At 69.4% G+C, this 22,935-nt stretch carries 22 protein-coding genes; 1 reads left to right on the forward strand and 21 read right to left on the reverse strand.

Annotated elements, in window-relative coordinates:
- The coding region (locus tag AC5RVD_RS15655; protein ID WP_494127442.1) for an HNH endonuclease at window positions 1–578 on the forward strand (578 nt) is incomplete at its 5' end.
- On the opposite strand, the gene AC5RVD_RS15660 is transcribed toward AC5RVD_RS15655, so the two are convergent.
- The 21 genes from AC5RVD_RS15660 to ruvX all read right to left on the reverse strand — a co-directional run bounded on the left by AC5RVD_RS15660 (window position 500) and on the right by ruvX (window position 22,928).
- Entirely contained in the window at window positions 500–2,680 is a 2,181-nt protein-coding gene (locus tag AC5RVD_RS15660; protein WP_494127443.1) for a primosomal protein N', read from the reverse strand. The genes AC5RVD_RS15655 and AC5RVD_RS15660 overlap by 79 nt on opposite strands.
- A gap of 5 nt (window positions 2,681–2,685) precedes the next feature.
- Window positions 2,686–3,891 carry a methionine adenosyltransferase gene (gene metK, locus AC5RVD_RS15665; protein WP_494127444.1) on the reverse strand — a complete coding sequence of 402 codons (1,206 nt, stop codon included), beginning with the start codon at window positions 3,889–3,891 and terminating at the stop codon, window positions 2,686–2,688.
- Between the two features lie 266 nt (window positions 3,892–4,157).
- Window positions 4,158–5,441 carry a bifunctional phosphopantothenoylcysteine decarboxylase/phosphopantothenate synthase gene (locus AC5RVD_RS15670; protein ID WP_494127445.1) on the reverse strand — a complete coding sequence of 428 codons (1,284 nt, stop codon included), beginning with the start codon at window positions 5,439–5,441 and terminating at the stop codon, window positions 4,158–4,160.
- A 24-nt stretch (window positions 5,442–5,465) separates the two neighbouring features.
- On the reverse strand, window positions 5,466–5,729 hold the full coding sequence (gene rpoZ / locus AC5RVD_RS15675) for a DNA-directed RNA polymerase subunit omega (RefSeq protein WP_493977538.1): 264 nt from the start codon (window positions 5,727–5,729) through the stop codon (window positions 5,466–5,468).
- A gap of 41 nt (window positions 5,730–5,770) precedes the next feature.
- Window positions 5,771–6,343 (reverse strand): guanylate kinase, encoded by a 573-nt coding sequence (gene gmk, locus AC5RVD_RS15680; RefSeq protein WP_494113508.1) that lies wholly within the window; start codon window positions 6,341–6,343, stop codon window positions 5,771–5,773.
- A 12-nt stretch (window positions 6,344–6,355) separates the two neighbouring features.
- Window positions 6,356–6,673, reverse strand: a complete 318-nt coding sequence (gene mihF / locus AC5RVD_RS15685) for an integration host factor, actinobacterial type (RefSeq protein ID WP_494113507.1) — start codon at window positions 6,671–6,673, stop codon at window positions 6,356–6,358.
- Window positions 6,674–6,827: 154 nt separating this feature from the next.
- A complete protein-coding gene (gene pyrF, locus AC5RVD_RS15690; RefSeq protein WP_494127446.1) occupies window positions 6,828–7,703 on the reverse strand; it encodes an orotidine-5'-phosphate decarboxylase in 876 nt (291 codons plus the stop codon).
- Window positions 7,696–10,995 (reverse strand): carbamoyl-phosphate synthase large subunit, encoded by a 3,300-nt coding sequence (gene carB, locus AC5RVD_RS15695; protein WP_494127447.1) that lies wholly within the window; start codon window positions 10,993–10,995, stop codon window positions 7,696–7,698. Before carB ends, pyrF begins: the two co-directional genes overlap by 8 nt.
- The gene (carA, locus tag AC5RVD_RS15700; RefSeq protein WP_494127448.1) at window positions 10,995–12,200 is read right to left on the reverse strand and encodes a glutamine-hydrolyzing carbamoyl-phosphate synthase small subunit; all 1,206 of its coding nucleotides are present in this window, start codon (window positions 12,198–12,200) and stop codon (window positions 10,995–10,997) included. The genes carB and carA overlap by 1 nt, the downstream gene beginning before the upstream one ends.
- Before the next feature lie 8 nt (window positions 12,201–12,208).
- Complete coding sequence (locus tag AC5RVD_RS15705) at window positions 12,209–12,709, reverse strand: PH-like domain-containing protein (RefSeq protein WP_494113503.1); 501 nt, start codon at window positions 12,707–12,709, stop codon at window positions 12,209–12,211.
- Window position 12,710: 1 nt separating this feature from the next.
- Window positions 12,711–14,039 (reverse strand): dihydroorotase, encoded by a 1,329-nt coding sequence (locus AC5RVD_RS15710; RefSeq protein WP_494113502.1) that lies wholly within the window; start codon window positions 14,037–14,039, stop codon window positions 12,711–12,713.
- The gene (locus AC5RVD_RS15715) at window positions 14,036–15,040 is read right to left on the reverse strand and encodes an aspartate carbamoyltransferase catalytic subunit (RefSeq protein ID WP_494113501.1); all 1,005 of its coding nucleotides are present in this window, start codon (window positions 15,038–15,040) and stop codon (window positions 14,036–14,038) included. The genes AC5RVD_RS15710 and AC5RVD_RS15715 overlap by 4 nt, the downstream gene beginning before the upstream one ends.
- The gene (gene pyrR, locus AC5RVD_RS15720; protein WP_493987131.1) at window positions 15,037–15,633 is read right to left on the reverse strand and encodes a bifunctional pyr operon transcriptional regulator/uracil phosphoribosyltransferase PyrR; all 597 of its coding nucleotides are present in this window, start codon (window positions 15,631–15,633) and stop codon (window positions 15,037–15,039) included. Before pyrR ends, AC5RVD_RS15715 begins: the two co-directional genes overlap by 4 nt.
- A gap of 279 nt (window positions 15,634–15,912) precedes the next feature.
- The gene (gene nusB / locus AC5RVD_RS15725; protein ID WP_493987130.1) at window positions 15,913–16,332 is read right to left on the reverse strand and encodes a transcription antitermination factor NusB; all 420 of its coding nucleotides are present in this window, start codon (window positions 16,330–16,332) and stop codon (window positions 15,913–15,915) included.
- The gene (gene efp / locus AC5RVD_RS15730) at window positions 16,332–16,895 is read right to left on the reverse strand and encodes an elongation factor P (RefSeq protein WP_493987129.1); all 564 of its coding nucleotides are present in this window, start codon (window positions 16,893–16,895) and stop codon (window positions 16,332–16,334) included. Before efp ends, nusB begins: the two co-directional genes overlap by 1 nt.
- Window positions 16,896–17,017: 122 nt before the next feature.
- Entirely contained in the window at window positions 17,018–18,115 is a 1,098-nt protein-coding gene (aroB, locus tag AC5RVD_RS15735; RefSeq protein WP_494113500.1) for a 3-dehydroquinate synthase, read from the reverse strand.
- Window positions 18,112–18,654, reverse strand: coding sequence for a shikimate kinase (locus AC5RVD_RS15740; protein ID WP_494113499.1), 543 nt, complete (start codon window positions 18,652–18,654; stop codon window positions 18,112–18,114). Before AC5RVD_RS15740 ends, aroB begins: the two co-directional genes overlap by 4 nt.
- Window positions 18,654–19,853, reverse strand: a complete 1,200-nt coding sequence (aroC, locus tag AC5RVD_RS15745; RefSeq protein ID WP_494113498.1) for a chorismate synthase — start codon at window positions 19,851–19,853, stop codon at window positions 18,654–18,656. Before aroC ends, AC5RVD_RS15740 begins: the two co-directional genes overlap by 1 nt.
- 32 nt (window positions 19,854–19,885) lie before the next feature.
- On the reverse strand, window positions 19,886–20,800 hold the full coding sequence (locus AC5RVD_RS15750) for a shikimate dehydrogenase (protein WP_494127482.1): 915 nt from the start codon (window positions 20,798–20,800) through the stop codon (window positions 19,886–19,888).
- Window positions 20,797–22,359, reverse strand: a complete 1,563-nt coding sequence (gene mltG, locus AC5RVD_RS15755) for an endolytic transglycosylase MltG (RefSeq protein WP_494127449.1) — start codon at window positions 22,357–22,359, stop codon at window positions 20,797–20,799. Before mltG ends, AC5RVD_RS15750 begins: the two co-directional genes overlap by 4 nt.
- Window positions 22,356–22,928: a Holliday junction resolvase RuvX gene (gene ruvX / locus AC5RVD_RS15760; RefSeq protein ID WP_494120745.1), complete on the reverse strand. Its 573-nt coding sequence runs from the start codon at window positions 22,926–22,928 to the stop codon at window positions 22,356–22,358. Before ruvX ends, mltG begins: the two co-directional genes overlap by 4 nt.
- Between the last annotated feature and the right edge of the window lie 7 nt (window positions 22,929–22,935).

Raw genomic sequence — 22,935 nt, forward strand, 5'->3', positions numbered from 1 at the left:
CGGCCGGGACCGAGCCGGGCTGGAAGACCGCCCGCGAACAGGCCCACCGCACCAAAGTGCTGAAACAACACAGTGTGGAGGACATCTGGGTCCGCCGTCTCTACACCGCCCCCGGGACCGGGCAGCTGCTGGGGATGGACTCGGCCGCCCGGAAGTTCCCCGACGGGATGCGCCGGATGATCCTCGCCCGCGACGCCGTCTGCGGCAGGCCCTGGTGCGACGCCCCGATCCGGCACATCGACCACATCCTGCCCTGGTCACAAGGCGGCAAAACCACCATGGCCAACGGCCACGGACTCTGCGAACAATGCAACCAGTCCAAGGAAGCCGAAGGCTGGACCTCCCGCCCCATCGACGGACCACACCACACCGTGGAAACCACCACCCCCACCGGACACACCTACACCTCCACCCCGCCACCACTCCCAGGCACGCCGTCACCCGGTTCAGACGCAGCCCAAGCGCCCCGCGCCCGGAGCCGGACCGCGCATTCGGAAGGTTACAGCAGGTCGGTCCCGTCGCAGCGCACCTGTACCGGGTCGGGGACGCGCTTGGCGGACAGCGCCGCCTTGCGGTGACGGAGCGCAGCAGTCACGCGGGCGCCATCCTGATAGCTGAAGAACAGCAGCAGGCGGTGCTCACTGCTCTCCCCCGGTCGGGCCGGCAACTCAACGGGTCCGACGCTGCGAAGGCTGCCGCTGAGCTCAAAATCCGCCATGAAAGCTTCAATGCCTGAGGGCTTCCCTGTCAGGGCGGCGATCCTCACGGCCGGGGGAAGCTGAAGCTCGCGCCGCAACTGCATCTCCCTGGCTGCGGCGCCGGTGGGGTCCCACCGAACCAAGGGCGCCACAACGGCATCCTGATCGGCGGTGACTACCACCAGCCCCCCTTCCGACGCCGGCTGCACCAGCGACGCTGCGCGGAACCATCGGCGCAGCACGTCTTCGGGGGCGCGAAGGGACTCGCGGCTGAGCATGGCGTTGCCATCCAGCAGCAACGCGGCCGCGTAGCCGCCGGGCGCCACCGGCTCGGCTCCCGGTGTTGCGACCACCAGGGCTTTCCTTGACTCGACCACAGACTTGATGTGTTCCCCCGAAGAAGACACGACCGTCGCCCCCGGGAACGCACGTCCCAGTTCTTCTGCGGTACGCAGGGCGCCGACTGCAGAGGCGCGGAGTCGGTGGGACCCGCATTCGGGACAGGAATAGTTCGTGGCCAAGCGGCCGCACCACCGGCAAGCCGGAGCCGCCGCGCGCCCCGGCTGCGCCAGCGGCCCGTTGCAGTCGGTGCATCTGGCGGGCGTGCGGCAGTCCTGGCAGGCAAGGGCAGGTGAGAAGCCGGTCCGCGCCACCTGGACCAGCACCGGACCGCGTTCCAGGCCTTCCTTGGCGGCCCGCCACGCGGCCTGCGGCAGACGGGCATGGCGCAGCATGGGATCGCGTTCCTGTTGGAACGAATCCGCGGTGTTGAGGATGCGCGGAGTCGCCTGGCGCAGGAACGGCCGGGCGGGCGTGAGCGCCGACGCCCAGCCGCTCTCAACCAGCCGCTGTGCTTCGCCGCTCCGCGAGACACCAGCGAACAGGGCCGCGCAGCCGGCCTGCGCCGTGCGCAACAACAACACCTCGCGGGCATGCTGGTAGGGGGAACGCTGCTCCAGCAGCAGGTCATCGCCGTCGTCCCACATGGCCACCAGGCCCAAATCCTGCACCGGGGCGAAGGCGGCCGAGCGCGTCCCGACGGCCACGAACACCTCGCCATGCAGCAACCGCAGGTAGTTCCGGTAGCGCGGCGTCGGCCCGTCCTCGGCAGTCAGGCGGACAAACTGGTCCGCGCCGAGGACGCGCTCCAATTCGGCTTCCAGCCGCGCCAGGTCTTTGGCGTCCGGAACAACGACGACGGCGCCGCGGCCGCTCTGCCGTACGCTCGCCACGGCGTGCGCTACTTGGGCTGCCCACGAAGCAGGGCCGTAGGACTTGTGGCTGGCCAACACGGCCCGCGGGGCGGCGCCCGACGCCAGCTGGGCCAGAAAGTCGCCGGCGCCGTCATAACCGGCGAAGGCTTGCTCCGCCTCAGCCGTAGCTGCCGGGTCGGCAGTAGCAGCGGTGGCAGCCGGAGGGGCGGCGGCAACCGGAGCAGCGGTGGCAGCCGGAGGGGCGGCGGCAGCCGCGGCATCCGTGGCGACGGTGGTAGCCGCGTGGGCATCCACGGCCGGCTGGGCCTCCGCTGCCGCAGCGTCGGTCGCCCAGGCGGCGAATTCCTTATCCACCTTGGCGACGCGGGGCGGGATGGCGGCGCGCAGTACGTCGCTGACGTTTCCGGCGTAGCGCTCGGCCACCGACGTGGCCAGCCGGAGCAGTTCCTCGGTCAGCACCGGCTGCGCGGAAACCACCTTGGCCAACGGAGCCAGCTTGACCCCTTCCGGCACCTCGGACGTGCGGCGGGTGATGTACCCGCTCATTTCCTGGCCGCCGAACCGGGCCTTGACCCGCGCGCCGGGAACAGCGTCGGCGTCCAAATGCTCCGGCACCAGATAATCGAAGATCCGGTCCAGATGCGGCAGCGCCGTTTCGATCAGCACCCGGGCCACCGGATCGGTCGCCGCCGCCGGCGAGGTGCCCGGCGCCTGCTTGGGGGCACCGAAGCCCTGCAGCAGGCTCAGCTGGTGCGGATCAGGGCCCATCAGGCTCAGGCGTTGAAGTAGCTGCGCAGTGCGTCCGCCCGGTCGGTCCGCTCCCAGGTGAAGTCGGCATGTTCACGGCCGAAATGCCCGTGTGCCGCGGTCTGCTTGTAGATGGGCCGCTTGAGCTCCAGGTCGTCGATGATGCCCAGCGGACGCAGGTCGAAGACTTCCTCGATCGCCTGGGCGATGCGCGCCGGATCAACGGTCTCGGTTCCGAACGTTTCCACGTAAATGCCGACCGGCCGCGCCATCCCGATGGCGTACGCGATCTGGATCTCGGCACGACGGGCCAGTCCCGCGGCCACCACGTTCTTGGCCACCCAGCGCATGGCATAGGCGGCGGAACGGTCCACCTTGGACGGATCCTTGCCGGAAAACGCGCCGCCGCCGTGACGGGCCATGCCACCGTAGGTGTCCACGATGATTTTGCGTCCGGTCAGCCCGGCGTCGCCCACCGGCCCGCCGATCACGAAGTCGCCGCCCGGATTAAGGATGTAGCGCACGTTGGTGGCGTCCAGGGAACTGGTCGCCAGCACCGGCTCGATGACGCGCGAGGCGAGGTCCGCACGCAGATGTTCCAGGTCCACGCCGCCTTCATGCTGGCTGGAAATCACGACCGAGTTAACGGACACCGGCTTGTCGCCGTCATAACCGATGGTCACCTGCGTCTTGCCGTCGGGCCGCAGATACGGCAGCGTCCCGTCCTTCCGCACCTCGGTCAAACGCTCGGACAGCCGGTGCGCGAGCCAGATCGGTGCGGGCATCAGGACGTCGGTCTCGTCGCTGGCATAGCCGAACATGATGCCCTGGTCGCCGGCGCCCTGGGCATCGCGCGCGTCGATACCGGTCCCCTCGCGGGTTTCAAAGGAGTTGAAGACCCCTGAGGCGATCTCCGGCGACTGCTGGCCGATGGAAACCGAGACGCCGCAACGCGCGCCGTCAAACCCCTTGTCCGAGGAGTTGTAGCCGATCTCCAGGATGGTATCGCGGACGATCTGCGGGATCTCCACGTAGCCCTGAGTGGTAACCTCGCCGGCCACATGTACCAGGCCGGTCGTCGTCAGCGTCTCTACGGCTACCCGCGACTCGGGATCCTCGCGCAGCAGGGCGTCGAGGATGGCGTCGGAAATCTGGTCACAGATCTTGTCCGGATGGCCTTCGGTCACGGACTCGGACGTGAAGAGCCGCAGATTGCTGTCAGAAGAAGTCACAGACATACCTTACTTGCTGGCGGGGACCGCCACGGAACTGTAGACGCGGCCCCGAAGGCCCGGTCATGGAGCGAAACAGTAGTACACAGGGGGTAACGGGTGGTCCGGTTACCGCGGCATGAGGGAGATGAAGAAGACGCGTCTTCCGCTCCCCCCAAGCGGCACAAGCAGTGGCAGCCCGGAGCCAGTGTCGCCCCTGAGGCAGTGTCAACCCGGAGCCGGCGTCAGCCTGAAGGCAGTGTCAGCCCGGATGCCCGGAAGCAGCATCAGCCGGAGAGTTCGGCGGTGATGCGCTCGATGACCACGGCCGCCGCACTGTCTTTGCTGCCGCGGTGGGTCTGCGGTTCGACGCCGCTGCGTGCCAGCACCGTGATCTCGGTGTCATCCTGGCCAAACACCAGGTCGCGGCCCACTCGGTTGAGCACCAGCAGGTCGCAGCCCTTCCGTTCGAGCTTGCTGCGCGCATAGTCGAGCACGTCGCCGCGGTCGTCGCCGGTCTCCGCCGCGAAACCGACGATCAGCGGCGCCTCGCCGGAGCCGCGCTGCTGCACGACCTCCACCAGGATGTCCGGATTCCGCACCAGCGTGATCACCGGGTCCTCGGCGTCGTCGCGCTTCTTGATCTTGGTGTCGGTCACTTCCGCCGGCCGGAAATCCGCCACGGCGGCTGCCATGATGACGACGTCGGAGCGCGCCGCCGCTTCGAGCGTCGCCTCGCGCAGGTCCAGGGCGGTCTCCACCGAGCTGGACTTGAGCCCGTCGGGAATATCCACCTCGAGGTGGGCGGCGATCAGTTCGACCTCCGCTCCCGCAGCCGCCGCGGCGCGGGCCAGTGCCACGCCCTGCTTGCCGGAGGACCGGTTGCCCAGGAAGCGCACGGGGTCCAGCGGTTCGCGGGTGCCGCCGGCAGTGACCAGGACCCGCTTCCCGGCCAGCGGACCGGGTTCCGGAGCCGCGAGCCCGGGCACGGCCGAGTCCTCCGGCGCCCAGCCGGCCTCCGCCGTCGTCCGGGGTTTCAACGTTCCGTCGGCGAGGCCTGCGGCGATGAAATCGTAGATTTCCGCCGGTTCGGGCAGCCGGCCGGGGCCGGTGTCCTTGCCGGTCAGGCGGCCTACGGCCGGGTCCATCACCGTGGTGCCCCGGCTGCGCAGCGTGGCCACGTTCGCCGCGGTGGCTGGATGCTGCCACATTTCGGTGTGCATGGCTGGCACAAAGACCACGGGTGCGGTGGCCACCAGCAGCGTGTTGGTGAGCAGGTCGCCGGCCAGGCCGGCGGCGGCGCGTGCCAGCAGATCCGCGGTGGCCGGGCACACGACGACGAGGTCCGCGTCCTGGCCGAGGCGGACGTGGTTGACCGACTCGACGGCATCGAACACGCTGTTGCTCACCGGGTTGCCGGAGAGGGCTTCCCAGGTGGCGCGGCCCACGAACTTGTCGGCGGCGTCGGTCGGGATGACCGTCACGTCGTGGCCGGCTTCCTTAAACAACCGAAGCAGGGATGCCGACTTGTAGGCGGCGATGCCGCCGCCTACGCCCAAAATGATCCGCATGCCTGCCCCGGTGTTAGACGCTGGTTACTCTGCGGCCTTTTCGACGGGCTTGCTGACCAGCAGGCCCTCGTTGATTTCGCGCAGTGCGATGGACAGCGGCTTCTCGTTCAGCTTGGTGTCCACCAGCGGGCCGACGTACTCGAACAGGCCTTCGTGCAGCTGCGAGTAGTAGGCGTTGATCTGGCGGGCACGCTTGGCACCGTAAATCACCAGCGCGTACTTCGAATCCGTTGCTTCCAGCAGGGAGTCGATCGGCGGGTTGATGATGCCTTCGAGGTTGGTCGACACTAAATCTCCAATGGGTTCCGGGACGTGTTCTCTGTACCCGCTCAGCGCGGGTGCGGGACAAGTCCCATCAATGAAACGAGCTCGTCTGCCGCCCGCTGGACATCGTCGTTAACGACGGTGAAATCGAACTCGGGCTCGGCAGCAAGTTCCAGTTTAGCGGTTTCCAGCCGGCGCTGCTGTTCTTCGGGTGTTTCCGTGCCGCGGCCCACCAGTCGGCGGACCATTTCCTCCCAGCTGGGCGGGGCCAAAAACACGAACGTGGCATCCGGCATGGACTCCTTGACCTGCCGGGCGCCCTGCAGGTCGATCTCCAAAAGCACGGATTTGCCGTCAGCCATGGCCTCCTCCACGGTGCGCCGCAGCGTTCCGTAGCGGTTCCGGCCGTGCACGAGGGCCCACTCGAGCATGTCGCCGGCGGCCACCAGCCGGTCGAACTCTTCGGGGCCGACGAAATAGTAGTGGACGCCGTCCTGCTCACCGGGCCGCGGTTCGCGGGTGGTGGCGGATACCGACAGCCAGACGTCGGGGTAGTTGTCGCGGATATAGGTGGAAACGGTGCCCTTGCCGACGGCCGTGGGGCCGGCGAGAACGGTCAGGCGGGGTTTGTCGGACATATCTTCCATCTGTTACTGGGATTTCAAGTGGTCTATCAGGGCTCGCCGCTGGTGGATGCCGAGCCCGCGCAGCCGGCGGCTGGGCGCAATGCGGACCGTCTCCATGATGGCGGCCGCGCGGACCGGGCCGATGCCCGGCAACGCTTCGAGCAGTTCTGCCACACGCAGCCGGCCGACCGATTCCATCGACGCGGCCGCCTCGATCACCTCGGCAACGGTCATGGCGCCGGATTTCACTTTGGCCTTGATTTCCGCACGTTCGACCCGGGCGGCCGTCGCTTTCAGCCGGGCGGTGGTGCGTTCGCTCTCCGTCAGCGGTCGAAGACCCACAGCTCCTCCAGACAATCCGGCCCGCGGACAAGATGCCGGGCGGGCACATTGGGCATGAATTGAACTTACCAGAACCGCAACACGGCGGCTCAGGGCCGCCGCCACGCCCGGCTGTTCGGCACAGGAGGTTAGACGGGCCAGCCCCGGCCGCCGCTCAGCCCGCGAGGCCCGACAAGCCGGCCAGGGTGCGGTCCGCGGCCCCGCGCAAGGCGGCGGTGTCCGGGCCGGCCTGGAGGATGTCCCGGCTGGAGGTGGCCAGGACATTCCCGACGGCGGAACCGAAGGCCGCCGCGATGTCCGCCCCGGTGGCACCCTGTGCGCCCAGCCCGGGGGCCAGCAGCGGCCCGTTGACCGCCGCCAGGTCCAGCCCGAGCCGTTCCATCACCTCGGCCCGGACCGTGGCGCCGACCACCAGGCCGACGGAGCCCAGCTCGCCGGCGCGGCCGGCCTCCGCGTTGTCGGCGGCCGCCGCCTCCGCGATCCGGGCGGCCACGGACTCGGCGCCGCCGACGTGCTGCACGCTGGCGCCCTCCGGGTTGGAAGTCAGCGCCAGCACGAACACTCCGCGGCCGGTTGCCGCCGCCAGGTCCAGCGCCGGCCGCAGCGATCCGTACCCGAGGTAGGGGCTGAGCGTCACGGCGTCGGCCGCCAGCGCCGAGCCGTCGCGCAGCCACGCGTCGGCGTAGGCGGCCATGGTGGAGCCAATGTCGCCCCGCTTGGCGTCGGCAATCGTCAGGGCGCCGGCCTGGGCCGCCGCCGCCAGCAGCTTCTCCAGCACCGCCAGGCCGGCCGAACCGTGTCGTTCGTACAGCGCCACCTGCGGCTTGAGGGCGGCAGCCTGCTCCCCCACCGCGTCCAGCACGGTGAGGGAGAAGCGTTCGAGCCCTTCGGCGTCGTCGTTCAGTCCCCAGGCGGAGAGCAGCGACGGGTGGGGGTCAATGCCCACGCACAGCGGCCCGCGGGCCTCCATCGCCGCCCGCAGCCGCTGCCCGAAGGTGGCTGGCTGCGGCCGGGCGTGCGGCTCAGGCATAGAACGCGGCCTTCAGGTTCTCCGCGTGCTCCTGCAGGCTGGTCACGTCCCACTCGTACTGGCGCATCGCTTCGATGGCCTGGATGGCGGCACCGAACTCGGACACGGTGGTGATGATCGGGGTTCCCACCGACGTCGCCGCAGCGCGGATCTCGTAGCCGTCGCCGCGGGCCTGGCCGCCGGACGGGGTGTTGAGGATCAGCCCGATGCGGCCTTCGGTGATGAGGTCGACGATGGTGCCCTCGCCCTCGTCGGAGCGCCCTTCGGCGATCTTGCGCACGGTGGTGGACTGGATGCCGTTGCGGCGCAGCACTTCGGCCGTGCCGCCGGTGGAGAGGATTTCGAAGCCCAGGTCCACCAGCAGCTTCACCGGCATGATGATGGAGCGCTTGTCGCGGTTGGCCACCGAGACGAACACCTTGCCGGACGTCGGCAGGGCGCTGCCGGCCGCGGCCTGGCTCTTGGCGAAGGCCGTGTCGAAGTACTTGTCAATGCCCATGACCTCGCCGGTGGAGCGCATCTCCGGGCCGAGCAGCGAGTCGACCACGGTGCCTTCGGGCGTGCGGAACCGGCTGAACGGAAGCACCGCCTCCTTCACCGCCACCGGTGCCTCCAGCGGCAGCCGGGAACCGTCACCGGTCTCCGGCAGCACCTTGTAGACGCTGCGCAGCATGGCGATGTCAACTCCGGTACCGATCAGCGCCGCGGCCTTGGCCAGCTGCACGCCGGTGGCCTTGGACACGAACGGGACGGTGCGCGAGGCGCGCGGGTTGGCCTCAATCACGTAGAGCACGTCGGCGGCCAGCGCGAACTGGATGTTGATCAGGCCGCGCACCCCCACGCCCTCGGCGATGGCGGCGGTGGCGTTGCGCACCCGGTCCAGCACGTCGGCGCCCAGGGTGATCGGCGGCAGCACACAGGCGGAGTCGCCGGAGTGGATCCCGGCCTCCTCGATGTGCTCCATGATGCCGCCGACGTAGAGGTCCTTGCCGTCGTAGAGGGCATCGACGTCGATCTCGATCGCGTCTTCCAGGAAGCGGTCCACCAGCACCGGGTGGTCCGGCGTGATCTCGGTGGCATTGGCGATGTAGCGCGACAGGTTGGCCTCGTCGTAAACGATCTCCATGCCGCGCCCGCCCAGCACGTAGGACGGGCGGACCAGCACCGGGTAGCCGATCTCGTCGGCGATCTTCTTGGCTTCCTCGAAAGACACGGCGGTGCCGTTCTTCGGGGCGATCAGGCCGGCCGAATCCAGCACGCGCTGGAACGCGCCGCGGTGCTCGGCCAGGTCGATGGCTTCCGGCGAGGTGCCGAGGATCGGGATGCCGGCGTCGGCCAGCGCCTGGGCCAGCTTCAGCGGCGTCTGGCCGCCCAGCTGCACGAACACTCCGAGCACGCCGCCGGTGCGCTCCTCCGCCGCGATGACCTCCAGCACGTCCTCGAGCGTGAGGGGCTCGAAGTACAGGCGGTTGGAGATGTCGTAGTCGGTGGAGACGGTCTCCGGGTTGCAGTTGATCATGACCGTCTCGTGCCCGGCCTTGCGCAGCGCCATGGTGGCGTGGACGCAGGAGTAGTCGAACTCAATGCCCTGGCCGATCCGGTTGGGGCCGGAGCCGAGGATGATCACGGACGGCTTCGCGTGCAGCTCGACCTCGTCCTCCTCGTCGTAGGACGAGTAGTGGTACGGGGTGTACGCGGCGAATTCGGCTGCGCAGGTATCCACCGTCTTGAACACCGGACGGATGCCCAGCGCGTGACGGACCCCGCGGACCACGGCCTCGCTGGTGTGGCTGAGCTTGCCGATCTGCTCATCGGAGAAGCCGTGCCGCTTGGCCAGCCGCAGGATGTCCTCGGTCAGCGCCGGCGCGCGGCGGATTTCGGTGGCCACTTCGTTGATCAGCTGCAGCTGGTCCAGGAACCACGGGTCGATCGCCGTGGCTTCGAAGACCTGCTCGACCGTGGCGCCGCCGAGCAGCGCCCGCTGCACCATCGAGAGCCGCTCGGTGGACCCGACTCTGGACTTGGCCAGCAGTTCGGGCACGTCATAGTCGTTGACCGGGTCGAACTCGAGCTGCGACCCCTTCTGCTCCAGCGACCGCAGCGCCTTCTGCAGCGCTTCGGTGAAGTTGCGGCCGATAGCCATCGCCTCGCCCACGGACTTCATGGTGGTGGTCAGCGTCGGGTCGGCCGCCGGGAACTTCTCGAACGCGAAACGCGGCACCTTGACGACGACGTAGTCCAGCGTCGGTTCAAAGGCGGCCGGGGTCTGCTGCGTGATGTCGTTGGGGATCTCGTCCAGCGTGTACCCGAGCGACAGCTTGGTGGCGATCTTGGCGATCGCGAAACCAGTGGCCTTGGAAGCCAGCGCCGAGGACCGGGAGACGCGCGGGTTCATTTCGATCACCACGACGCGGCCGGTGTCCGGTTCGATGGCGAACTGGATGTTGCAGCCGCCGGTGTCGACGCCGACCTCGCGGATCACCGCGATGGAGATGTCGCGCAGCTTCTGGAACTCGCGGTCGGTCAGCGTCATGGCCGGGGCCACGGTGATGGAGTCGCCGGTGTGCACGCCCACCGGGTCGAAGTTCTCGATCGAGCAGACGACGACGACGTTGTCGTTCTTGTCGCGCATCATCTCGAGCTCGTATTCCTTCCAGCCCAGGATGCTCTCTTCGAGCAGCACCTCGCTGGTGGGGCTGTACTGGATGCCGGCGCCGGCGATGCGGCGCAGGTCCTCCGCGTTGTAAGCCATGCCGGAGCCGAGGCCGCCCATGGTGAAGGACGGGCGCACCACCATCGGGTAGCCGAGTTCCTCGGCGGCGGCGAAGGCTTCGTCCATCGAGTGCACGATCACGGACTTGGCGGATTCGGCGCCGCAGCGCTCCACCACGCCCTTGAACTTCTCCCGGTCTTCGCCGAGTTCGATGGCGGCGATGTTGGCGCCGATGAGCTCCACGTTGTACTTGTCCAGCACGCCGTTCTTGTCCAGCGCTATCGCTGTGTTCAGGGCGGTCTGGCCGCCCAGGGTGGGCAGCAGGGCGTCCGGGCGCTCCTTGGCGATGATCTTTTCGACCACCTCCGGCGTGATCGGCTCCACGTAGGTGGCATCGGCGAACTCGGGGTCCGTCATGATGGTGGCGGGATTCGAGTTGACCAGGATGACCCGCAGGCCCTCCTCCTTCAGCACCCGCAGCGCCTGGGTGCCGGAATAGTCGAACTCGGCCGCCTGTCCGATCACGATGGGACCGGAACCGATGACCAGGACGGACTTCAGATCTTCTCTCTTGGGCATTACTTGCTTTCCTTCGTCGTCTCGGAAGCGGTCCCGGTCTGGGTTCGGCGGGAGTTCATCAGGTCGGTAAAACGGTCGAACAGGGGCGCCGCATCGTGTGGCCCGGCGGCCGCCTCCGGGTGGTACTGGACGGAGAAGGCGGGGATGTCCAGGCAGTTCAGGCCCTCGACGACGTCGTCGTTCAGGCAGACGTGGCTGACTTCGACCCGGCCGAAGCGCTCCTCCGGGGCCAGCGTGGGCCCGTCGAGCGGGGCGTCGACGGCGAAGCCGTGGTTCTGCGAGGTGATCTCGACCTTTCCGGTGCGCCGGTCCATCACCGGCACGTTGATGCCGCGATGGCCGTAGCGCAGCTTGTAGGTGCCGAAGCCCAGGGCGCGGCCCAGGATCTGGTTGCCGAAGCAGATGCCGAAGAACGGCAGGCCGGCGTCGAGCACCTTGCGCAGCAGCAGCACTTGGCGGTCGGCCGTGGCCGGGTCGCCGGGCCCGTTGGACATGAACATGCCGTCGGGCGAGACGGCCTGGATGTCTTCGAAGCTGGCGGTCGCGGGCAGCACGTGGACCCGGATCCCGCGCTCGGCGAACCGTACGGGGGTCATGGCCTTGATGCCCAGGTCGAGGGCGGCGACGGTGAACCGCGGCTCCCCTTCCCAGCCGTGGTCGGCCGGTTCGACGACGTAGGCTTCCGTGACGCTGACCTCTTCGGCGAGCCGGGCGCCTTCCATCGCCGGCTGCGCGTTGACCTCGGCCAGCAGCTCCGCCGCGGGGCGGGCGGCCGCGTCGCCGGAGAAGATGCCGGCCTTCATCGCGCCGCGTTCGCGCAGGTGGCGGGTCAGCGCGCGGGTGTCCACGCCCTGGATGCCCACGATGCCCTGGTTGACCAGTTCGTCGTCCAGGCTGCGCTCGGAGCGCCAGTTGGAGGGCCGGCGGGCCGGGTCGCGGACCACGTAGCCGGCCACCCAGATCTTGCGGGATTCCGCGTCGTCGTCGTTCACCCCGGTGTTGCCGATGTGGGGCGCGGTCTGCACCACCAGCTGGCGGGCGTAGGACGGGTCGGTGATGGTCTCCTGGTAGCCGGTCATGCCGGTGGAAAAGACCGCCTCGCCCAGCGCGGTGCCCTGTGCGCCGTAGCTGCGGCCGCGGAAGGTCCGGCCGTCTTCGAGCACCAGCAGCGCCGGTGCGGAGAGGTAAGTTGTTTCTGCGCTCACGATGTGTCCTAGTCTTCCTGTACGGCGGGTAGGTATGTCTGCAGCTGCGCCAGCAGCGGTTGTTTCTCGGCGGCCTGCCGGGTGCGGAAGGCGGTGTCGACCTCGCGCTCCCCCAGCTTCCACGTGATCACGGCCAGGCCCTCGGACTCCACGAACTTGCCCACCATGCCGCTCTCGGTCCGGACGTCGGAGATGCTTCCGGCCGGAATGTAGAGGTCCGTGGAGCCGGGTCGCTCGATCAGCACGCCGTGCGGATAGGTCCGCAGCGCCGCCTTGGTCCGGATGCCGAGGCCGTGGACGGCGACGCGGTCCAGCCAGTCCCCCGCCGTCGTCGTGACCACGTACATGCCTTCGTAGTAGCCGGTCGGGTTGGCGGTGTCCGCCGGGACGTGCGGCAGCGGCGCGATGTCCCGCTGCCGCTTGAGCCGGTTGCGCCAGCCGACGGCCACCAGCACCATGAGCACGAGGGCGACGGCGAGCATCACCAGGCCGGCCTGGATCTGGTCCATGTCAGGCCTCCTCTGCCGGGCGTGCCGGGGTGTTCAGGGCGCCGTCCAGCACGGTGGGGTGCCCGTTGAGGAACGTGGCGACCACGCGGCCGGGCAGCTCCCGGCCGGCGAACGGCGAGTTCCTGCCCTTGGTGGCCATCGCGGAGGGGTCCACCGTCCAACGCGCCGCGGGGTCCACCAGGGTGATGTTGGCGGCCGATCCGGCGGCCAGCGGTTGGCCCTGCCCGGCCAGCCGGCCGATGCGGGCCGGCATGGCGGAGGTGATCCGGGCGAAGTCGGCCCAGCCGATCAGGCCGGACTCGATCATGGTGTGCTGCACTACGGACAGCGCTGTTTCCAGCCCTGTCATGCCCATGGCTGCCTGGGCCCATTCGCACTCCTTCGCCTCGGAAGGGTGCGGCGCGTGGTCGGTGCCGATGACGTCGATGGTGCCGTCGGCCAGGCCGGCGCGCAGGGCCTGCACGTCCTCGTCCGTGCGCAGCGGCGGGTTGACCTTGTAGACCGGGTCGTAGCTGCGGACCAGTTCGTCGGTCAGCCACAGGTGGTGCGGCGTGACCTCGGCGGTGACCTTGATCCCGCGGGCCTTGGCCCAGCGGATGAGCTCCACCGATCCGGCCGTGGAGACGTGGCAGACGTGCAGGCGGGAGTCCACGTGCTGCGCCAGCAGCACGTCGCGGGCGATGATGCTCTCCTCCGCGACGGCCGGCCATCCGGTCATGCCCAGCACCGCCGACACGGTTCCCTCGTTCATCTGTGCCCCGTCGGTCAGCCGCGGCTCCTGGGCGTGCTGGGCGATCACGCCGTCGAACGCCTTGACGTACTCCAGCGCGCGGCGCATCAGCACCGGGTCCGAAACGCAGATGCCGTCGTCGGAAAAGACCCGGACCCGGGCACGGGAGTCGGCCATCGCGCCGAGCTCGGCGAGCCGTTCGCCGGCCAGGCCCACGGTCACGGCGCCCACCGGGCGGACGTCCGCCCAGCCGGCGGTCCGGCCCAGCGTGTATACCTGCTCGACCACGCCGGCCGTGTCGGCGACCGGCGTCGAGTTGGCCATGGCGTGCACGGCGGTGAAGCCGCCCAGCGCCGCCGCCCGGGTGCCGGTCTCCACCGTCTCCGCGTCCTCGCGGCCCGGCTCGCGCAGATGCGTGTGCAGGTCAACCATGCCCGGCAACGCGATCAGCCCGTCGGCGTCGATTTCGACGGCGCCGGCCGCGCCCAAGGCGGTGCCCGCCTCCACAATGGTCCCGCCGCGGAGCAGCAGGTCGGCACGCTCCCCGCCGGTCAGCGAAGCCCCGCGGATCAGGTAGGTGGTTTCGCTGGACTCGGTCACTTGGCCTCCTGGGTGGCGGTGGGAGCGGGGGCGGCGGATTCGGTGCCGCCGGAGAGCAACAGGTAGAGCGCGGCCATCCGCACGGCGACACCGTTGCGTACCTGGTCCAGCACAGTGGACCGCGGCGAGTCGGCTGCCGCCGATGAGATTTCCAGCCCGCGGTTCATCGGGCCGGGGTGCATGATGATGGTGCCGGCGCGGCCGGAGGCATCCAGCGCCGCCAGGCGGCGGTCGTCGAACCCCCAGCGGCGCGAATACTCCTGCGTGGACGGGAAGTAGGCGGCGTTCATCCGCTCCCCCTGCACGCGCAGCATCATGACGGCGTCCGTGCCCTCGGCCAGCGTGGCGTCCAGGTCGTAGCTGATCGTGCACGGCCACTGGCGGCTGCCCACCGGCAGCAGCGTCGGCGGCGCGACCATGGTGACCTCGGCGCCGAGGGTGCGCAGCAGCCACAGGTTGGAGCGGGCCACCCGGGAGTGCAGGATATCCCCGACGATGGCCACCTTCATGCCTGCCAGGTCGCTCCCCGTCGACGGGATGCCCGTGAGTTTGGCCCAGGTGCGCCGCAGCGTGAACGCGTCCAGCAGCGCCTGGGTGGGGTGTTCGTGGGTGCCGTCGCCGGCGTTCACCACGGCGGCGTCGATCCAGCCCGAACCGGCCAGCCGTGCCGGGGCCCCGGAGGCCCAGTGCCGGATGACGACGGCGTCCGCGCCCATCGCTTCCAGGGTCTGGGCGGTGTCCTTGAGCGATTCGCCCTTGGAGACCGACGACCCCTTGGCGGCGAAGTTGATGACGTCGGCCGAGAGCCGCTTGGCGGCCGCCTCGAAGGAGATGCGGGTGCGGGTGGAGTCCTCGAAGAAGAGGTTCACCACGGTGCGGCCCCGCAGCACGGGCAGTTTCTTGACCTCGCGCTGGGAGACGGCTGACATCTCCTCGGCAGTGTCCAGGATCTGCACCGCGTCCTGCTTGGCCAGGTCGGCGGTGGAGAGCAGGTGTTTCATGCGCTGACGTCCTCGATCACTACTTCGTCGGTGGCCGGCGCACCGTTGTTGGTGTCGGTCTCGGCCAGCCGGACCCGGACCTTCTCCTTGGAGGAGGTGGGGAGGTTCTTGCCGACATGGTCGGCACGGATCGGCAGCTCGCGGTGCCCGCGGTCCACCAGGACGGCCAGCCGCACGATCCTCGGCCGGCCCAGATCCACCAGGGCGTCCAGGGCGGCGCGGATGGTGCGCCCGGAATAGAGTACGTCGTCGACCAGCACCACGACCTTGTCGTCGATGCCGTCTGCCGGCAGCTGGGTGGGCAGCGGGGAACGCGTGGGATGGCGGCGCAGGTCGTCGCGGAACATGGTCACGTCGAGCTGGCCGATGATTTCTTCGGCAGCGACGGAGGGGTCGGCGGCGGCAATTTTGGCGGCCAGCCGCCGGGCCAGCGGGTAGCCGCGGCGCGGGATGCCCAGCAGGACAAGGTCCTTGGGGCCTTTGTTCGCCTCGAGGATCTCGTGGGCGATACGGGTCAACGCGCGGTTGATGTCCGCTTCGGCAAGTACAACGCGCGACGATGCCGGCTGCTGCGCCGGGGAGTCCGTGTTCATCAGTTGCCGCCTCCTTCCCCGCCTCACTGGACGGAATTTAAAGGTTGCTTGCGCCCTCAAAATTACCACGGCCGGGTCGGCACGCAGCGTTCGTGACGGCTGTGCGACGGCCATCCGCGGACGATGTGCCCAAGCTCACCCGCGGGAGGCCCAAGCTCACCGCGCCGGCAGGGGTGGCCAACGCGCAGCGACGGCGGATGCCCCAGCGGGCACCCGCCGTCGCGCGTGGGGATGGTGGCTGTTAGGCCGGAGTCGGGGATGGTGGCTGTGAGGCCGGAGTCAGGCCAGGAGCGTGGGCTTGAGCTGCTGCAGCCGGCCCAGGAGTCCGTTGACGAAGGAGGGCGACTCGTCGGTCGACAGCGTTTTGGCCAGTTCCACGGCCTCGCTGACAGCTACGCCGTCGGGGACGTCGTCGTTGTAGAGCAGTTCCCAGGAGCCGACCCGCAGGATGATCCGGTCCACCGCGGGCATCCGTTCCAGTGTCCAGCCCTGGGCGTAGGTGGCCAGGAACTCGTCGATGGTCGGCTGGAGCGCGGCGACACCCTCCACGATCTGCGCGGTGTAGGGGTTGATCACCTGGTCGGTCTTGCCCCGCCCGGCCAGCGCCTCGGCGGCGGACACGCCGCGCTGTTCGGCTTCAAAGAGGACGTCGACGGCCCTGCGGCGGGCCTTGCCGCGGGCAGAAGTGGGAGCACTCACTAGTCGTTGACTCGTCCCAGGTAGTCGCCGGTGCGGGTGTCGACCTTGACCTTGGTGCCGGTCTCCAGGAACAGCGGAACCTGGATCTGGTAGCCGGTCTCCACCGTGGCGGGCTTGGTGCCGCCGGTGGAACGGTCGCCCTGCAGGCCGGGCTCGGTGTAGGTGATCTCCATGACCACGGAGGCGGGCAGCTCGATGTAGAGCGGGATGCCGTCGTGCATGGCGATGTTGACCTTGATGTTTTCCAGCAGGAAGCTCTCGTCGTCGCCGACCACGGGACCGGGAACGGTCACCTGGTCGTAATCCTGCACGTCCATGAAGACGAAGTCGTCGCCGTCCTTGTACAGGTAGGTGTAATCGCGGCGGTCAACCGTGGCGGTTTCGATCTTCAGGCCGGCGTTGAACGTCTTGTCCTGGATCTTGCCGCTGACGACATTCTTGATCTTGGTGCGCACGAACGCACCGCCCTTGCCCGGCTTCACGTGCTGGAACTCAATGACGTTCCACAGCTGGCCGTCCAGCTTCAGCACGGTGCCGTTCTTGATGTCGTTGGTTGTGGCCACAGTTTCACTTTCGTCGATGATGGCGGGCCGCGGGCGGAAAGTCCGCCCGGCCCGGAGCGAAGTCCAGCAGACATTCTACCTGCTGGCGGGTTGCCGCCCGAAGGCGGCGGCAGCGGCCGGGGCTACTCGGCGATCTCCTGGTAGGCGGCGAACAGCAGCGAGGTGTCCGGCACTTCCAGGATCCCGGGCTTGGCCAGGCCGTCCAGCACCACGAACCGCAGCAGGTCCCCGCGGGCCTTCTTGTCCCGCTTCATCCCGTCCAGCAGCGCGGCCCAGCGGTCGCGGCGGTAGGTAACGGGCAGTCCGAGCGACGTCAGGATCGCCTGGTGCCGGTCGGCGGTGGCGTCGTCCAGCCGGCCCACCATCCGGGACAGCTCGGCGGCGAAGGCCAGCCCGATCGACACGGCCGCGCCGTGGCGCATCTGGTAGCGCTCGGCCAGCTCGATGGCGTGGCCGAGGGTGTGCCCGTAGTTCAGGAACTCGCGGCGTCCCGACTCGCGCAGGTCGGAGGAGACTATGGCGGCCTTGACCCGGATGGACCTTTCGATGATCTCCCGCAGCTGCGGCGTGCCGGCGGTGCTCGCGGCCTTGGGATCGGCCTCGATCACCTCCAGGATGGCCGGGTCGGCGATGAACCCGCACTTGACGGCTTCGGCCAGCCCGGTGACCAGTTCGTTGGGCGGCAGTGTCTGCAGCGCGTCCAGGTCGGCCAGCACGGCGGCCGGCGGGTGGAAGGCGCCCACCAGGTTCTTGCCCTCGGCGGTGTTGATGCCGGTCTTGCCGCCCACCGCGGCGTCCACCATGCCCAGCAGGCTGGTGGGGATGTGCACCACCTTGACGCCGCGCAGCCAGGTGGCGGCCACGAAGCCGGCCACGTCGGTGACCGCCCCGCCGCCCACGGCCACGATGGCGTCCGAGCGGGTGAAGTCGTTCTGGCCCAGCACCTGCCAGCAGAACGAGGCCACCTGGATGTGCTTGCCCTCCTCGGCGTCCGGAATTTCGGCGGTCAGCGCCTCCAGCCCGTTGGAGGCCAGGTCCTCGCGCACCGCGTCGCCGGTGGCACGCAGCGCCCGCGGGTGGATCACCAGGACCTTCCGGACCCGCTCCCCCAGCACCTGCGGCAGGCGGCCCAGCAGCGCGTGGCCGACGACGACGTCGTACGCTTCCTGGGGCGTGTTCCCGGTGACCGGGATGGTGGTTGCCTCGGCGGTGTTGCTCACTGTTCGTGCCTTTCATCAAGCAGTTGTCTGAGTTCGGCCAGCAGTTGCTGCTGTGTCTTGCCGCGGGTGTCCAGCACCAGGTCGGCCAGGCGCTCGTAGACCGGCCGGCGTTGCCCGAAGGTCTCGATCCAGCGGCCCACGGGGTCGCCGGCCAGCAGGGGCCGGCCGGTGTCCTTGATGATGCGCGGCCGCACGGTGTCCACGTCGATGTCCAGGAAAACCACGGTGCAGTCGGCCAGCAGTTGCTGCGTACCGGTGTCCAGGATGGCGCCGCCGCCCAGCGACACCACGGCGGGCGGCTTGTTTGCGGCGAGCAGCGCCGCCACTTCGCGGGCCTCGAGCTCGCGGAAGGCGTGCTCGCCCATCGAGGTGAAGATGGCGGTAATCGGCCCGTGCCGTTCGACGAGCCGCTTGTCGCTGTCGGCGAAAGCGAGGCCGTGCCGGCTGGCGAACTGGCTGCCCAGCGTCGACTTGCCGGACGCCATCGGGCCGATCAGGACCAGGTGGCGCCGCAGCTTGAGCGGCTGCCCGGCTGCCACTAGCGGCCGATCGAATCCAGCGACTCCGGGATCGCTGCCAGGTAGGACTGGAGGTTGCGTGCCGTCTCGCTCACGGAGTCGCCGCCGAACTTCTCGGTCACCGCCTCGGCCAGCACCAGGGCCACCATGGCTTCGGCGACGACGCCGGACGCCGGCACCGCGCAGACGTCCGAACGCTGGTGGTGGGCCTTGGCCGGCTCTCCGGTGGTGACATCGATGGTGGACAGCGCGCGGGGCACCGTCGCGATCGGCTTCATCGCCGCGCGGACGCGCAGCGTTTCCCCGATGCTCATGCCGCCCTCGATGCCGCCGGCCCGGTTGCTGGCCCGCACGATGGTGCCGTTCTCGTCGCGGACGATTTCGTCATGGGCTTCCGATCCGCGGCGGGCGGCGGTGAGGAAGCCGTCGCCGACCTCCACGCCCTTGATCGCCTGGATCCCCATCAAGGCGGCGGCCAGGCGGGCGTCCAGCCGGCGGTCCCAGTGCACGTAGCTGCCCAGTCCCGGCGGCAGGCCGTAGGCCAGTACCTCGACCACGCCGCCCAGGGTTTCGCCGTCCTTGTGCGCCTGGTCCACTTCCAGCACCATGGCCCCGGACGTCTCCGCGTCGAAGCAGCGCAGCGGATCTTCGTCCAGCGCCAGGACATCACCCGGCCCGGGCACCGGGCGGCCTTCCGGAACGGAGACCCGGCCGACCGCGGTGGTGTGGCTGACCAGCCGGATGCCCAGGGCGGCGAGGAATTTCGCGGCCACGGTTCCCAGGGCCACACGCGCCGCCGTCTCCCGGGCGCTGGCGCGTTCCAGCACGGGGCGGGCTTCGTCGAAGCCGTACTTCTGCATGCCGGTGAAGTCGGCGTGGCCCGGCCGCGGCCGGGTAAGGGGGGCGTTGCGGGCCAGGTCCTCCAGTGCGGCCGGATCGACCGGATCGGCGGACATCACGGTTTCCCACTTGGGCCATTCGGTGTTGGCGACCTCGATCGCCACCGGGCCGCCCTGGGTCAGGCCGTGGCGGACGCCGCCCACCAGGGTGACCTCGTCCTTTTCGAACTTCATCCGGGCACCGCGGCCGTAGCCAAGACGCCGCCGGGCCAGGGCATCCTGGACCTCGGCTGCGGTCAGTTCGACGCCGGCAGGGACGCCTTCGATAATTCCTACCAGGGCCGGACCATGGGATTCACCGGCGGTTAACCAACGCAACATGGATTCAATACTGCCATGCATCGGCGGGCTGTTTAGCGCCGCGGTGCACCTACCGCGTCACACATCACATTTGTGACTTCGGCGGCGTTGGTGAAGCGATCGCCCGCGAACAAGCGCACCTGCTCCACGGCCTGGTAGATCAGCATTTCCAAACCATGGACCACCGACCCGCCGTGGCGCTGCCAGACGGCCGCCAGCTCGCTGGGCCAGGGATCGTAAGCGACGTCGAGCAACACGCGGCCGCTCCGGTCCGTTCCGGCCTCCGCCGCCAGCTCCGCGGCCAGGGAATCGGCGGCCCGCGGCGGCAGCGTGCAGACCACTGTCCCGGCCCGCCGCAGCACGGCGGCCGCCTGCTCCCACCCGGCCACCCGCAGCGGCAGGCCGAAGTGGCGGGCGATGCCTTGCACGCTCCCGGCGCTGGCCGGGTTCCGCAGGCACAGGGTCACCTCGGACGGTTTCAGGTCCGCCAGCGCGGCGGCGGCCGCTGCGGCGGTGCCGCCGCCACCGAGGATCACTGCCGGCACGCCCTCTGCGACACCGCCGTGGCGCAGGGCACCGACGATGCCGGCCACGTCGGTGTTGTGACCGGAGAGCGTCACCCGTCCCTCGCCGTCGTACTCGGGAACCACGGTGTTGAGCACTCCCAGCAGGTCCACGAGTTCGCTGACCCGGTCCATCTGGCCGACCATGGCGGCCTTCAGCGGCATGGTCACCGACAGCCCGGCCCAGTCCCGCTCCGCGCGCAGGCCCTGCACGAACTGCGGCACGCGGTCCGCGGTGACATCGATTGCCCGGTAGCTGCAGTCAAAGCCGATCAGCTCATAGGCGGCGCGGTGCAGGGCAGGCGACCGCGAGTGGCCGATCGGATGGCCGAGCACCGCCGCCTGGAGCTGCCGGGCAGCGGGCCGCCTCCCGGCAGGCCCGCCGTCCGCGGGACGGGCGGTCAGCTGCACCGGCCCTCTTCCTGCTCGCTGCACCACTGCTGGTATTCCTTGGTGTACGCGTTGTGCTCTGCCAGCGTCTCGGCGAACTTGGTCTCGCCGGTGTCCAGGTTGACCGTCACCCAGTAGTAGTAGGGCACGTCGGCCGGGTTGGCGGCCGCGTCGATTGCAGGTCCGCCGGGCGAGTTGATCGGCCCGGCCGGCAGCCCGGTGTGCGCGTAGGTGTTGTACGGGTTCGACTTGTCGGCCTTTTCCTCGGGCGTGATGTCGTAGCCCTTCCGGCCCAGCCCGTACGTGACCGTGGCGTCGGACTGGATCAGGCCGTTCGTTTCGGTGTTGTCAGGCTTCAGCCGGTTCTGGATGGCCCCGGCGACCTTGGCGTAGTCGGCCTCGCCGGCCTCGGCTTCGATGATGCTGGCGATGGTCAGCACCCGGAACTGATCCTGCGGGTCGGTGATGCCGTCACTGGTCAGCCGCTCCTTGGTGTTGGCGACCAGTTCCGCGATGATGTCCTCCGCGGTGGCGTCCAGCGGCCAGCGGTACTCTCCGGGGAACAGGTACCCTTCCAGGTTCCGTGCGTCCTCCGGCAACCCGAACTGCTGCGGATTCTTGGCCAGCTCCGCGAACTCGGAGGCCGGGATCTTCGTGCCCTTGCTCAGGGCGTCGAAGACCTCGTCCTGCCGCCAGGTGCGGTTAATGGCAACGTAGGAAACCTTCTCCCCCACGTCCGCGAGCAGGATGGCGGCCGCGTCCGCGGCCGGCAGCTTGTACTGCATCTGGTAGTCGCCGGGCTGGACCTCGCGGCCGTTCGCCTGGCTGGCCAGCTCGCCCAGGAAGATTTCGCTGTTGGAAACGATGTCCTTTTCCACCAGTGAACCGGCGATCGCCAGCGGACCGGCCCCTTGTTCCACGGTGAAGGTCACCTGCCCCTCCCCGGGGCCGGCATAGTCTTCGGGACCGCCGCCCATGCCGAGCAGGTTCTGCAGGAACAGCACCACGCCGACCAGGCCAGCGGCGAAGACCGCGAACACGACCAGCATGATCGTGTTGCGCCGGCGGCGCGCCCGCTGCTTGCTGCGGGGCTTGCCCTTCCGGCCCGACGCCGGCTCATCCTCGAAAAAGTCCAGGCGGCCGTCGTGGTAGATCTGTGCGTCGTCCTGGTACGCGCCGGCGTCGTCGGCCACGTCCCAGTCCTGCTCCGTTTCGCCGTCCGCGGCAGGGACCTGCTGGTGGACGACGGTGGCCGGTTCCGGTTCGTCCCAGCCTGCGGCGGCCGGTTCGTCCGGGAGGCCCGGGGCGGACTCGTCCCGCCCGGCGGCGGCCGGTTGGTCCCGGAGGCCGGGGGCCGGCTCGTCCCGCCCGGGGGGAACCGGGGGCGCGGCTGCGGCGGGGTGGGCGGGCGGCTCGGGCCAGGCCTCGTCCGCGGGCGCTTCCTCCCATTCGGGTACCGCGTCGTCGTCCCAGTACGGCGGGACGGTGTCATCGAAGCGCGGGTCAGCGGCCGGGCGGCCGCGCACGGCGCGCCGGGATGGCAGGTTGTTCCAGTCGTCGGGGTGCTTGCTCATGTCCCGGGGTCCCCGCTTCGGTCATGTCCGTGCGAAATCGTCGGCTCCTCATGGCTGGCATCCGGCACATGGCTGCCGGCGGGCGGTGCGACAGGTGTCCCCACGTCCTGCCCTTGGGCCCGTTGCATGTCAATAGCCTGCTGCAGTATACCCACCGCAGCTACCTGATCAACTACTTTACGATGTTGACGCGTATCCATGCCAGCCTCCCGCAGTCCGCGGTGCGCCGCTACGGTAGTCAGGCGCTCGTCGATCAGGTTGACCCGGGCAGCCGACCCCGCCACAGCCAGGGCTGCGGCCAGCTTCCGGGCGTAGCCGCGGGCCATTTCCGTGGAGGCCGAGTCCCCGCCCGACAGCGTCCGCGGAAGCCCGACGAACACCTGCACGGCGTTCCGCTCGGCGGCCTCGCGCACCAGGACCCTGACGTCGCTGTCTTTCTTGGCATCGCGTTTCAGGGTGCGCACCGGGGTGGCCAGGATCCCGTCCGGATCGCAGCTGGCCACGCCCACGCGCACCGCACCGACGTCGACACCGAGTTTGGTGCCGCGCGGATAATCGGGAACAGACACAGGACGC

The organism is Arthrobacter sp. THG-b23 (assembly GCF_059091265.1).